Origin of the sequence: Shewanella sp. ALD9 (genome assembly GCF_002836315.1) — a bacterium.
In the GTDB taxonomy this organism is placed as follows: Bacteria; Pseudomonadota; Gammaproteobacteria; order Enterobacterales; family Shewanellaceae; genus Shewanella.
Genome location: NZ_PJCD01000006.1, coordinates 54,023 through 66,928, shown reverse-complemented (window position 1 = coordinate 66,928; position 12,906 = coordinate 54,023). Strand labels below are relative to the sequence as shown.

The window sequence follows — 12,906 nt, the reverse complement described above, 5'->3', positions numbered from 1 at the left end:
ATATGATCGAGATTGAATATTCTATAGGTGAATTAAAAACGTCGATGCTTGTTGTCGAAGCACATCGTTTTTACCTTATTACAAAGGAATGGATAAAGGCTGTAGATCTGAATGTGAGTGACCAAATATTAGCCTGCAGTGATGCAGTAGCTAAGATAGAAAGCATAAATAAAGTTGAAAGTTCAGCCCATTGCCGCGATTTAAAAATAAGCCATAATCATAATTATTTTGTCACCACAGCGCGTCCTGCGTTTCATGACACTCTCTGTGATAGAGCCCCAGCCGATAAGCTTGAACGTATTGCATACGAGCTGGCCAATAGGCCCTCAAATTTTCCCGATGGTAAACCAACCGGTCACCACGGTGGCCCTTGGGCCGCGGCTAAATATTTACACCGCGATCCCAGCAAAGAAGTCATCGGCTGGGGCTGTGCCAATGACAACATGTGCGCAGAAGATGCAGCTATAAGTGATTTAAGACAAAAAGTGGGTAATGTCGTTGAATTACATCGAGGTAATGTAGATATTTCACACGCATATTTGAGGAAATATACCAAAAAGGGTCGTTTTGTGAATAAAATGAGCCCTTGTGTTTACTGTCGTGATAATTATGGCAGCGCGCTAAATGACACCACTGAAGGCGTGAGTAATTTGCCTAAAGAAGGTCGTGGCTATTTACCCGCGTTAGATAAATAATTCCTAGCAACATTTTTCCCATCATTTATGAAGTCCACAACACTATTTGTTTACCAAATTAACCTGAGCTGTCTAAGGCTAAAGCCGTGTCCGCTGTTTTGAATACAATGGCGCAGTGGGAATATTGTCGAATAAGCGCGTTAAGTTGATTTGCAACCAATGTCCTTTTACTTCAAATTGGTGATAAGCGCTTCTTGAGGTGCAAAACACAATCGCAGCACTACGTTACTTCACAACTAAGGGGGTTATTTGAATATTTCAGAATCACATAAAAAAGAGCTTTTAGTTGCTAAATCACTATTAGAAAATCCTGGTCTAGCGGTAAAAATAACTAATTTAATCGGTACCCCTATTGAGAAAGGGTTAGCGCTTCTACCGGATAACTGGAATAAAAATATCGCTAAAGTGACCGAAAAGTCGCTAATTAAAGCGTCTGAAGCGGCAATATTTACCATGAAAGATATTCCCGGAGAAGAATCGTCCAATCTTTGGCATAAATTAGGCGTTGCTGCGAGTGGTGGTGTGGGCGGTTTCTTTGGATTAGCTGCGATAGCGGTTGAACTTCCTATTTCGACATCAATCATGCTGCGTTCTATAGCTGATATTGCTCGTAGTGAAGGTGAGTTTATTACTACTCTAGAAACAAAAATGGCTTGTTTGGAGGTGTTCGCGCTGGGTGGCGAAAGTGATTTAGATGATGGTAGTGAATCGGGATATTTTGCAGTAAGAGCCGCCCTAGCAAAATCAGTATCTGAAGCCGCTGAGTTTATGGTCAAAAAAGGTATTACCGATGAAGCCGCGCCTATTTTAGTCAAACTTATTACTAAAATCGCTGAAAAATTTGGTGTTCAAGTGACTCAAAAAGCAGCGGCACAAGCTGTACCTGCTATCGGTGCGGCAGGCGGTGCCATAATCAATACTTTGTTTATTGATCACTTTCAAGATATGGCCCGAGGTCATTTTATTGTGCGAAAATTAGAGCGTATATATGGGTATGAAACTGTAAAAAGTGCTTATCAGTCGTTACCTAAAAATGGTAATCAATAACCATAATTCGTGAAATTAACCCGTTTTTATTCGGCTAGTAAATGACAAGTGTGCTTTGAATTTTGGCAATAATTTTGATTTGGATTTACTTATTCCATCGGTTAATCCTAGTAGAGGTTCAATAAGCATCGCAGTAGACCATCAATACATGACTTATTAATAATGTATTGATGGTCATTTGTGAGGCGGCAACGTTTGTTGAATTGATGATATAAAGCATCTATTCTTTATGTACTTAAATGGGACCTCAAGCTAAATTTAAGCCAGAAAAGGATATCAATATGACACTGCACGGACCGGAACAGACCGAAAATACCCAATCGACAATAACCAGTGATTCAAAGTGTGGCGACAAGGTTGAGAAGCGTGAAGTACGCGAGAGTCAGCCGACGCAACCAGAGATATCGCTGACAGGATCTGAGCGTGATGCAGTGATTGAACATGGCAGTCTTTCATCGCTTACGGTTTATTCTATTATTTTGCGTGAAGGCCAGGAAGAACTCGATCGACCGTTGATGTCGTTGTGGTGGTCAGGAATAGCGGCTGGTATCGGCATTTCAGCGTCTGTTTTGGCCGAAGGTATTATCCGAAGCAACATAGGCTCCGATCATCCTTATTTGTCTATCATCGAAAGCCTTGGCTACACTTTTGGTTTTGTCTTAGTCATTCTCGCAAGGCTGCAACTTTTTACTGAGAACACCATCACCGTGGTGCTGCCGCTACTCGCTAACACCACAAAGCATCTTCTTGTTTGCACCGCTCGCTTATGGGGAATTGTGTTAGCAGCAAATTTTGTTGGCACGTTTTTCACGGCGGCAATTGTCGTGCACGGTAACATACTGACAGAAGACATCCTTACCGCTATCCTCCAGATATCTCGCCATGTTGCAGAGTTAACGCCTTCAGAGACATTAATGCGCGGCATACCAGCGGGCTTTTTTATTGCCGCACTGGTGTGGATGCTACCCTCGGCAAAAGGGTCTGAAGTGTTGGTCATTATTATGTTTACATGGCTCATTGCTGCTGGAGAATTTACTCACGTTATTGCCGGGTCTAATGAAATATTTAGTTTGGTACTTAATGGTGAAATGAATTTTTTTACTGCGTTGTCGCACCATATTGGCCCTATGTTAGTGGGTAACATCATTGGCGGTACAGGGCTGTTTGCGATGTTAGCTTATGGCCAAGTTCGACAAGAGATGTAGGTTTACGGTTGAAAAAAGCGAGGTTGTTTTCAATCAAAATGGCTGTCATGGTGCGTTTTGTTGTTTGTGAATGATTTATTTGAATGAGGGTAATATGAAGAAATTTTGTTTGGTATTAATGACGCTATTTGCGGTGGTATCACAGGCATTGGCTGCAAGTCCGGTTAAGTATAATAAAGAGTTAGATGGGTTTGATTATCCCTTTGAAGTTAAAACATTTAATGTTAACTCGCAAAATAAAGATTTAAAAATGCGTTATATGGATATTGGTGATAAAAATGCAGACAAAGTCATCGTGTTGTTGCATGGTAAAAATTTCTCAGGCTATTACTGGGAAAGGATTGCCAATGACTTGCTAAAAAGAAAATACCGAGTCGTTATTCCAGATCAAATCGGTTTTGGTAAATCTTCAAAACCAAATGCTTATCAGTATAGTTTCGGCCAATTAGCTTTAAATACCAAGTTATTATTGGACAGTTTAGATGTCAAAAAATTTGATCTTGTTGGTCACTCAATGGGCGGGATGTTAGCGACTACATTTGCGGTTAATTATTCTAGTGCGGTTAATAAATTGATTCTGATTAACCCTATTGGTTTAGAAGATTACGGCAAATATGTGCAGTTTAAAGATGTTAACTTTTTTATAAAAATGAGCTCGCTAAAACACTCGATAAAGCGAGAAACTATCAGAAGAAAAATTATTATGATGGCAAATGGTCAAGCGAATACGAGAAGCTGTTAGAGCCTGTGAGAGGAATGCTTGCTGGGGATGATTGGCAAGTTGTTGCTTGGAATAATGCCTTAACTTACGGCCCGATTTTTTCAGAAAACATTGTCGATAGGTTTTCACAAATTAACAATGAAACAGTGCTTATTATTGGCACCAGAGATAAAACCGGCCCAGGTAGAGGGTGGTTAAAAGAAGGTGTAACCAGAACATTAGGCGACTATAAAAATCTGGGTATTAATACTCAGAAATTGATTAAAGGTTCAAAACTGATTGAGTTGGATGGGTTGGGTCATATGCCCCAGTTTGAAGACTATGATGTTTTCATAAAAGCATTTCATCAGGCTCTTGAGCAATAATAAACATAAAACCTGGCTTAAATCTCTAGCATTTTTTGTGTATTCGCTGCACTTATTATGGCCAAAAATGGTTCCATAATTGTATGGCTTAAACCGATTATGGCAAATTACTGCGGCGTTATACCTTTTAAAGGATTAAAACATGTCTTTGCTGCTAACTGTTTTAGCAACCACACTGCTTGCTGGTTTGGCTATGCCATTAGGCGCTTTAATTGCCCATTTTGAGAACGTGAGCAGTGAGTGGCTCGAACAGGAATTTAGGCACAGTGTCATGGCTTTTGGCGGCGGTGCTTTATTGTCAGCGGTTGCTTTGGTTTTGGTGCCAGAGGGCATAGCGAGTCTTAAGCCATTACCTGCTTGTATGTGGCTTATGGCTGGTGGACTGAGTTTTATGGCCCTTGATATTTACCTTAACAAAATAGATACCCCAGCCTCTCAACTAGCAGCCATGCTGGCAGATTTTATTCCAGAATCAATCGCTTTGGGTGCTGCATTTGCGACAGGAAGTAACAACGCGTTCTTATTGGCAGCGTTAATCGCGTTACAAAATGTGCCAGAAGGATTTAGTGCCTACCGTGAATTAAATGCATCTTCTGCGTATAAACCCCAAAAAATAATCATCATGTTTTGTTTAATGGCAATGCTGGGTCCCATAGCTGCAATGTGTGGTTATTTGTGGTTATCAGAGTCACCAGAAATTATTGCGGCAGTGATGCTTTTCGCATCAGGCGGTATTCTCTACTCCATATTTCAAGATTTGGCTCCTCAGGTAAAACTTGAAAAACGTTGGGCACCGCCAATGGGAGCTGTATTTGGTTTTGGTCTTGGTATGTTGGGATTAATGTTAACCACGTCATGATCTCTGTGCTACATAGTCGTGCTAAATAATTCTGCAAGCATCAACGTAATGAACTGGGAATAAAAACAAATGGATTACATCAATTTATCTTATCTGCATTTAGTCACTGTAGTGCCGGCATTTTTCATTGGCACTTATTTACTTATTGTTAGAAAAGGTACACCTAAACACAAAGCATTAGGCAAAATTTATATGGTGTTGATGTTGTTCACTGCCATCGTGTCACTGTTTATGCCTGCTCAACTCGGAAGTCGCTTTTTGAATCACTTTGGCTATATTCATTTGTTAAGTCTTCTAACGCTTTACGCTGTTCCTGCTGGCTATTTTTATATTAAAAAAGGCAATGTTCGGGGACACAAACGAAGCATGATTATATTGTATTGTGGTGGTCTCATTGTCGCGGGTACCTTTGCTTTTATGCCTGGTAGATTATTGAATGATTGGATTTTTAGCTAACCAGTTGATTAACTGTAATACGCTTTTAAACTTTATTATCCATGATGAGTTTAACGATGAAAGTGGATGACATGGTTAAACATAAACGGGTGGACTCATGAAATACCAGTTTGGCTCAGGCACTGTATCAGATATTTTGGCGGTATTAGCGCAAATTCCAGAGTTTGAAAAAGCAATGTCTGTGGACCTTATCGAAAACCGATTAGCAGGCAAAAACTATCTGATTTTAGTGGCAGGATTAGATAACAAGCCTGTGGGGTTTAAAGTGGGCTATACGTTATCTGATGGTCAGTTTTACAGCTGGTTAGGCGGTGTAGTTCCTGAGCATCGCAACATGAAAGTTGCTTCTCAGCTGCGACTTATTCAAGAGTCTTGGGCGATTGATAATGGCTTTAAATCTATTAGTGTTAAATCGATGAATCAATTTCCTGCCATGTTACAGATGCTTATCGCGAGTGGTTATCAAATCTGCGGTTATGAGGATAATGGGTCAATAACCGACAGTAAGATCGAGTTTATTAAATTTTTACAAACACCGTAAAATAAATAACCCCGCGTAAAGCTCGAGCCTTCCTTATGTTGCCTGTTATCGCGACTTACTATTAGTAAATGAACAGATAAACGCCCTATGAAAGCTCTGAAGCTATGAGAGATTACCGCGATTCACTCAATGGTATGACTTGTGTGTATGATGATAATAAATACTGCAGGGTTTGACGTGGCTCAGGTAGAATGCCGGCACTTAGCTTTTTCATTTTTAGGCGTATTGTAGATGCAAATCAATCGTGTACTTCTGACCGCAGTTGGTAGTGTTTTACTGGCTATGGTGACCATTCAATCCGGCGCTTCTTTAGCAAAGCAACTTTTTCCCTTGGTTGGGCCTGAAGGTACTACTGCATTACGTTTAGGTTTTGCGGCTGCCGTACTTTGGTTGGTGTTTCGTCCATGGAGAGCATTACCCCAAGGCCGTGATTGGCGGAGTATTATTATTTATGGCCTGTGTTTAGGCGGGATGAATATCCTGTTTTACTTAGCCATTGAACGGATTCCACTTGGCATAGCTGTAGCATTAGAGTTTACCGGCCCTTTGGCGGTGGCTTTATTTAGCTCTAAGCGAAAAAGCGATCTGTTTTGGGTTGCCTGCGCCATAGCGGGAATTTTACTGTTGATGCCTGATTTATCGAGTGCACAAGGGCTTGATCTTGTTGGTGCATTAATGGCATTAGGTGCAGGCGCGTGTTGGGCTGGTTATATCTTATTTGGTACTCGTACAGGCAAGCAAGCTTCTGGTGGTATTACTGTAGCGCTGGGGATGACAGTGGCTGCCATTGTGCTTGTGCCTGTTGGCGCAATAAGCCAAGGCTTAGCGTTGATTAGCTGGGAAGTGTTGCCTCTTGGCTTATTGGTAGGGGTGCTTTCTAGCGCCTTACCTTATTCTTTGGAAATGATAGCCCTTAGAAACATGCCAACACAAGCCTTTAGCGTGCTAATGAGTTTAGAACCTGCGATTGCTGCATTGGCTGGATTTATTATTTTAAGTGAGCAATTAACCTTGCTACAGTGGTCTGCCATTGGTTTGGTGATTATTGCCTCAATAGGCAATAGTTTCACGCCTAAAAAAGCCGTTGAGATGGGCGTATAAGACTGAGCCGTCGTTTCGTTTTAACTTCTATTTATTGATATTATTAGAAAAGTCAGTGGAGTTATCCACTGACTTTTTTATCCCTTGTTAACGGCTATTTTATTGCTGCTTCAATGGCTTCATTTCCGCTCTTTGCATTTCTCTTGGGATCGGCTTACCGGGTTTTCCTGGCTTGACTGGCTTTAAGTGTTTTTTACTCGACGGTACACAGAACAGCTCTCGTTGATCATTGACTATCTGATCCGGTGCAAATTGGTTATTGATTTCTAGATTGTAGTTTCTCACTTTGCTTTGCTTGATTAAGTCATAACAAACCATATGGCGCTTTTCATTTCGAATTTTATACATCTTGTCGTTGTGGATCTTGCTTGAAGGATTACATAACAATACTGGCTTACCCAAAACCGCACGCGTTTTACCAAACTGATCTTCTATCATGATGGTTTCTTCACGAAGAGCATCTCCTTTCTGCACGCCATAACATTGGAAGTGCTCACCAGGCATATCAACAGCAACAGGGATCTCTTTAACGATATCACCACAGGCAGCGGTAAAAACCGAATATGTTTTTTTGGCTAAATTACTTGTCGACCAAGCCCAGCGGAAATTATTCGCATTGACATTACTGGCTAGAGGGAAGTTCATTGTTCCCCAGGGTGAGGTGCCTCCTGCGACAGAGCCGGGGAATAAATAGGGAGACGGAGCATTAGATAACGATCCTGCTATCAACGTATTAATTTGGCTCGTATTAGGCCCGCCGGTTTGTGCCCAACCAGACGATGGGATCGTTGATTGATATGCTTTAAAGTGGCCAGAACCAGTATAAATAGTATTGTCACCTTTGAATATGGCTGCCATGCCTTGTGAAACCTGACCATCTCCCCAAGCAATAACGCTCACCGAACAGGTCTCTAACGACTGCGGGCTGCTATCGATGTCAAACTTGAATGATTCGATTTTTTTCCAATTACTGCCATTGGCACCACGGTAAACCACCGTAGGTGTACTACCATTACCTGGTGAATGTACCACAATGAAATCATTGTCTGCGGTGACGTTAGCGGTTATTGGGGTTGCTGCGACCATAGTTGATGCACTCATTAGGCACATACTGATTAATGTTTTTTTGAGTATACTCATCCTGACTTTCCTTATTCTGGTTTAGTAAATGTTTGAATCATGCTTAATGACTTAAGCTGAATTAAAACTAACAGTTAAGATGAAAAAGTCAGTAAAGTTAGAGGGTTAAAAAGGGGGTGTTTTGTGTTTTACCCAAATTTACCCTAGTATTTAGTGGACTATAAAAATGGAAATGCATAGCGTCTAAGATGATGCATTCATTCTAAAAAGGATATTTTATGAAATACATATTACCCCTAGTCACTTTGCTTAGTTGTGTTGGTAGCGCATCTGCACACCAACTTGCATTTAATGAGCTCACACCAGTCAGCACGGCGATTAAAACCGAAATCACTTTTGAATTGAGCGAGATGGATATGATTAAACAGTATCATTACCGTGCTCAGTACTTTGATATTGAAAAGTGGATGATGAGTAAACAACTGACATTACACAATGATCATGCAGTTGCAACACATGGTGCACCGCAGTCGATGAATACTCGTCAGATGCAGCAACCGGAAGTCGAAATAGATGAGTTAGGTGGCTTTCATGGTGTGATAGACCCATTCACTAAGTTACAAGGCAATAATGTTAATTCACCAGATCTTAATAGCGTGACAAATCGAATCAACATAGCAGGGCTTGTGGCTGTGTCGATGTGTAATGCTTATGCTTCGATTAATATCAAAGATCAAAACAATAATCTAATGCCTAAGTTTATTGCACCCAATAGCTTTTTAGTGGGGATCAACCCTGCGACAGCACAGCAAAGTGATTATTCGTTATCCGAAGGAATAAAATTTAGTTGTGTGTATAAAAATGTACTCAAGCCAGCAGTCAGAGACAGTGTGCACGACATTAAATTACAGCAACCATTACTCAAAAAAGGCGGGTAAGCCCGAAAGTAACAGATTACGTTGTTTCTAAAGACTCGCTCTTGATCACTTGCATTATTCGGTCAAGGTGCGAGGTCAGTAATGTTCTATCATCGTTAGACAAATTGCATTCAGATAAAATGAAGTGACATGTTTTAACCACATTACGCCAGCGTGGATTAGCGGGTAATTTTTTTACCTGTAGGTATTTATCTAAAGAACGTGTTCTTAGACGGCCAGAATCGATAGATATAGTCCAAATTTGGCTTCTATCGGCTAATTCTACTTTATTCGTTTTAGTGCTTTTCTCCCAAATACTGATGCAATCAATCATAGTATTTACTAATAACTCCGCAAAAGAAGCTGTCAATTCAGAAGGCGATAATGGCGTAGATTCCTGTTGCTGGGCGTCGTCTTGCTCTGCTGTATCGTCATTAGATAATAAAAACAATTGCTGCTTATGTGACTCTATTATGGTCATTAAATGCTGCTGGGCTTTACGTTTTCTATAAATATAAAAGCTCACAATAAAGCCGACTAACAAGCCAACACTGGTGATGCCAAGGATTAAATTAAGTAATTTATCAATTTTTTGGCTCTTCTGTTGGCTGACAATTTGCTCTTCTGCTAACGCTCGTTGCACGCGTTCATTCTCTATATCGCTTTGAATGACTTTAATGTTCTCACTGTATTTTTTCTCCAATAAGGTCTCATGCAACTGTTGATATTTCTTTAGATAAACCAGGGACTCATAAGGGCGGCCATTGTCATAATATAACTCGCTTGCGTAGTGATAAATGTTCATTTTTTGCAATGAATCTTGTTTGGTGTCGCTATAGTCCATTGCGCTTTCAATAAATTTTATTGCCTGAGTCGCATCTTTTTGATGTGTGGCTATTTGGGCTTTTAAATAGAAAATTACGTCATGAAACGAATGGTCATCGCGGGTTAAATATTCCGATAATGTGTTGGCGACATCTAGAGCGGGCGTAAATTCATTAGCATTGATATGGATGGTGGCTACATTAATGAGCGCAGAAAGCCTGTCGTCACCGACAAGGTTATCGTTGTAGGCTTCGATGACCTTATTACTGTAGAAGTTTTTCTTATTAAACTGGTTGTTTATATTATATATCTCAGCAAGGTTTCCGTAGAGATGCGACATATAACCGATAACATGAATATCTACATTATGACTGGTGTAGCGTAAGTAATGCTCCAGTGAGAGTTCAAAATAGCGCTGGGATTCTTTAAATTTTTCGAGTTTTTTATAAATTAGACCAAGGTTGTTGAGGGTTATCGCAGTATTAAAGTCATTACCTAGAGCCTCTTTAATCGCTAAACTCTTCTGGTAGTAACTCAATGCTTTGTCATATTGATTCAAATACTGTTCAGTTAGTGCTAAATCGTTATAGCTTTTAGCCAACCAAATATCTGACTCTTGGGTTTTAGCAATGCTAAAAGCTTGTTCAAATAAGGTTTTAGCTTCTTGATAGGACTTTCTATAAAGTTTTTCCGCGGCTTTCTTACGTAACCAAAGATATTGAATATCGACATTTTGAGTAAATGCAGCGCTGTTTTTAACCTCATCAAGCATTTGTTCCGCAGCTACCTTATCACCTAACTCTTGGTAAATATCATATAAGGTTAGTTGTAACTTGGCGGCAACGATGGGGTATTTATCAATGTCTAATATTTTGAATTGTTGGCTGCAAAAGCCCAAGCTGGCTTGGGGGGGCACCTGTTTTATACGGGCTTTACATTGCTCTAATGCTGAACTGGTTTGTTGTTTCGTTTCTTCTTGGGCTGTTAACTTAGCCGCCGTTGCAGGTATATGCATCGAGCATAACGATAACAATACACATAGAAAAACTGCTGTAAGTCCCTTCACTCAACCACCAAGTCCAATCATTAATATTGTTTAAGTCTTATTACACCGTCAAATAGGTGTAATGTCAGTTAACATATTAACAACATAAACCGATAGCCAACGTAAATACAAGAGATAGTAGCGATTGACCATGTGCAGAGCTAAGTAACAGATCTAAAATCGAAGACTGTTTTTTTATTGTTTAGTCTTTATACTTGCCGGCTGTTTTGTCTTGGTAAAATGTGAAAAATGAAAAGTTGGATATTTTTGAGTGTGGCCATTTTAACTGAAGTTGTGGCAACTTCTGCGCTTAAAGCCAGTGATGGATTTTCAAAATTGGCGCCTTCAATCGTAGTTATTGTGGGCTACGTGTTGTCTTTTTATTTTTTATCCTTAGCACTAAAAGGTATTCCTGTTGGTATTGCTTATGCGACGTGGGCTGGGTTGGGTATTGTGTTAATTACAGCTATCGCTTGGGTGATGTATGGGCAAAAACTCGATTTAGGTGCGCTGGTGGGTATGACGTTTATTTTAGTCGGTGTCGTTGTGATGAATTTATTCTCAAACGTTACGCCGCATTAGTATTAGCGTTAGTACATCACAAATAACATAGACATTGCGTAGCCGAATCCTTGTGTTTTTATTCCCTTTTTTCTCAACTTTTCGAACCGACGGTACCCATTTCTCGTTAATAGTGCTAATGCGCAGCGTTTTTAGGCACAACAAAAGGGGGCTTAACAATGATAGTCATTGTTAAGCCCCCTTTTGTTTAGTGTTAGTCATAGCCTTGGATGTAGCCGCTCAAGCCTAAGCGATGAATGGGTTGATCGCCTAGGTTGTAAGCACTATTACCACGCCATATCTAAAATCTTACGGCTGGTGGCTAAATCGACTTGGCCGCTTTCAGATAATGCCGTCATACCGTGCGCTTCTAAAGCATCTACTACTAGGCTAAGTTGTTCTTGCGTTACACCGTGATCGCGTAAACGTACTGGTAACCCCACTTGCTTAAAGAAAGCCTCTGTTTTATCAATGGCTTGATCTACACGGCTAGCTTCATCACCTTCAGTGATATCCCAAACACGTGCTGCGTATTGCACTAATTTAGCGTGTTTTTGCTCTTTCAGCACACGCCATAGTGATGGCAATACAACGGCTAACGTTTGTGCGTGGTCGATATGGAATAGCGCAGTTAGCTCATGTCCAATCATGTGAGTAGACCAATCTAATGGCACGCCAGTGCCTATCATGCCGTTTAGGGCAGATGTTGCACTCCACATTAAGTTAGCGCGGGCATCGTAGTTCGTAGGCTCTTCAACAGTGATAGGACCAATTTCAATGAGGGTACGCATAATACCTTCTGCCATGCGGTCTTGTACGCGGGCATCAACAGGGTAAGTCGCATATTGCTCAAGCACATGCACAAATGCATCGACAACACCGTTTGCAACTTGAATTTTTGGTAAGCTGAACGTTAATTCAGGATCAAGCATGGCAAATGTTGGGTAGGCACATGGGTGATTTACTGGGAACTTACCACCTTGATAGCTTACGACTGCAAAGGCGTTCATTTCTGAACCCGTAGCTGGCAGGGTAGCAATAACGCCAAGTGGAATAACCTTGTCATTCGCCACTGGAACTGGTGTAAAGCCGTGATGTAATAAGCTTGCCGTGTCGCCATCAAACTGAGTTGCAAGGGCGATAAATTTGGTGCCGTCCATCACTGAACCACCACCAACAGCGAGTAAGAAGTCGATGTTTTCTTTACGAGCAACGTCAACTGCTTTAATCAGTGTGTCGTACTTAGGATTAGCTTCAATACCGCCAAATTCAAATACTGTGCGGTTACCTAATGCTGCTTTGACTTTATCTAGTGTGCCGAAACGTTGTACGCTGCCGCCACCGTAAGTGATTAATACTCGCGCATTGGCTGGGACAAGTTGGTCTAACTCTGCAATACGGTCTTTACCGAAAACAACATGAGTAGGGTTACGATAATCAAAATTAAGCATAATTGGTGCCTTTTGGTTTAGCGATGAAACAAATAAG

14 protein-coding genes are annotated in these 12,906 nt (G+C 40.8%); 11 read left to right on the top strand and 3 right to left on the bottom strand.

Annotated elements, in window-relative coordinates; genetic code table 11:
* The first annotated feature begins 2 nt into the window (after positions 1 to 2).
* The 9 genes from CXF88_RS14105 (at position 3) to CXF88_RS14070 (ending at position 6,990) form a co-directional block, all read left to right on the top strand.
* Positions 3 to 695, top strand: coding sequence for a hypothetical protein (locus CXF88_RS14105; RefSeq protein WP_101087448.1), 693 nt, complete (start codon positions 3 to 5; stop codon positions 693 to 695).
* Positions 696 to 944: 249 nt separating this feature from the next.
* A complete protein-coding gene (locus tag CXF88_RS14100) occupies positions 945 to 1,742 on the top strand; it encodes an EcsC family protein (protein WP_101087447.1) in 798 nt (265 codons plus the stop codon).
* Positions 1,743 to 2,023: 281 nt separating this feature from the next.
* Positions 2,024 to 2,947 carry a formate/nitrite transporter family protein gene (locus CXF88_RS14095; RefSeq protein WP_101087446.1) on the top strand — a complete coding sequence of 308 codons (924 nt, stop codon included), beginning with the start codon at positions 2,024 to 2,026 and terminating at the stop codon, positions 2,945 to 2,947.
* Between the two features lie 94 nt (positions 2,948 to 3,041).
* Positions 3,042 to 3,689, top strand: a complete 648-nt coding sequence (locus CXF88_RS14090; protein WP_242445169.1) for an alpha/beta hydrolase — start codon at positions 3,042 to 3,044, stop codon at positions 3,687 to 3,689.
* A gap of 5 nt (positions 3,690 to 3,694) precedes the next feature.
* Positions 3,695 to 4,033, top strand: coding sequence for a hypothetical protein (locus CXF88_RS22095; RefSeq protein ID WP_242445168.1), 339 nt, complete (start codon positions 3,695 to 3,697; stop codon positions 4,031 to 4,033).
* 142 nt (positions 4,034 to 4,175) lie between these two features.
* Positions 4,176 to 4,892, top strand: a complete 717-nt coding sequence (locus CXF88_RS14085) for a divalent cation transporter (protein WP_101087445.1) — start codon at positions 4,176 to 4,178, stop codon at positions 4,890 to 4,892.
* 69 nt (positions 4,893 to 4,961) lie between these two features.
* Positions 4,962 to 5,348: a DUF2306 domain-containing protein gene (locus CXF88_RS14080; RefSeq protein WP_101087444.1), complete on the top strand. Its 387-nt coding sequence runs from the start codon at positions 4,962 to 4,964 to the stop codon at positions 5,346 to 5,348.
* A 97-nt stretch (positions 5,349 to 5,445) separates the two neighbouring features.
* Positions 5,446 to 5,889, top strand: coding sequence for a GNAT family N-acetyltransferase (locus tag CXF88_RS14075; protein WP_101087443.1), 444 nt, complete (start codon positions 5,446 to 5,448; stop codon positions 5,887 to 5,889).
* A gap of 231 nt (positions 5,890 to 6,120) precedes the next feature.
* On the top strand, positions 6,121 to 6,990 hold the full coding sequence (locus CXF88_RS14070; protein ID WP_101087442.1) for a DMT family transporter: 870 nt from the start codon (positions 6,121 to 6,123) through the stop codon (positions 6,988 to 6,990).
* A gap of 99 nt (positions 6,991 to 7,089) precedes the next feature.
* On the opposite strand, the gene CXF88_RS14065 is transcribed toward CXF88_RS14070, so the two are convergent.
* Complete coding sequence (locus CXF88_RS14065) at positions 7,090 to 8,130, bottom strand: hypothetical protein (RefSeq protein WP_101087441.1); 1,041 nt, start codon at positions 8,128 to 8,130, stop codon at positions 7,090 to 7,092.
* Between the two features lie 218 nt (positions 8,131 to 8,348).
* Here CXF88_RS14065 and CXF88_RS14060 point away from each other — a divergent pair, with 218 nt between their 5' ends.
* Positions 8,349 to 9,008 carry a hypothetical protein gene (locus CXF88_RS14060; RefSeq protein ID WP_101087440.1) on the top strand — a complete coding sequence of 220 codons (660 nt, stop codon included), beginning with the start codon at positions 8,349 to 8,351 and terminating at the stop codon, positions 9,006 to 9,008.
* Positions 9,009 to 9,024: 16 nt separating this feature from the next.
* Here CXF88_RS14060 and CXF88_RS14055 read toward each other — a convergent pair whose 3' ends face one another.
* On the bottom strand, positions 9,025 to 10,878 hold the full coding sequence (locus CXF88_RS14055) for a tetratricopeptide repeat protein (RefSeq protein WP_101087439.1): 1,854 nt from the start codon (positions 10,876 to 10,878) through the stop codon (positions 9,025 to 9,027).
* 228 nt (positions 10,879 to 11,106) lie between these two features.
* Between CXF88_RS14055 and CXF88_RS14050 the strand changes: the two genes are divergently transcribed.
* Positions 11,107 to 11,439, top strand: a complete 333-nt coding sequence (locus CXF88_RS14050) for a multidrug efflux SMR transporter (RefSeq protein ID WP_059745271.1) — start codon at positions 11,107 to 11,109, stop codon at positions 11,437 to 11,439.
* A gap of 266 nt (positions 11,440 to 11,705) precedes the next feature.
* On the opposite strand, the gene CXF88_RS14045 is transcribed toward CXF88_RS14050, so the two are convergent.
* A complete protein-coding gene (locus CXF88_RS14045) occupies positions 11,706 to 12,869 on the bottom strand; it encodes an iron-containing alcohol dehydrogenase (protein ID WP_101087438.1) in 1,164 nt (387 codons plus the stop codon).
* Between the last annotated feature and the right edge of the window lie 37 nt (positions 12,870 to 12,906).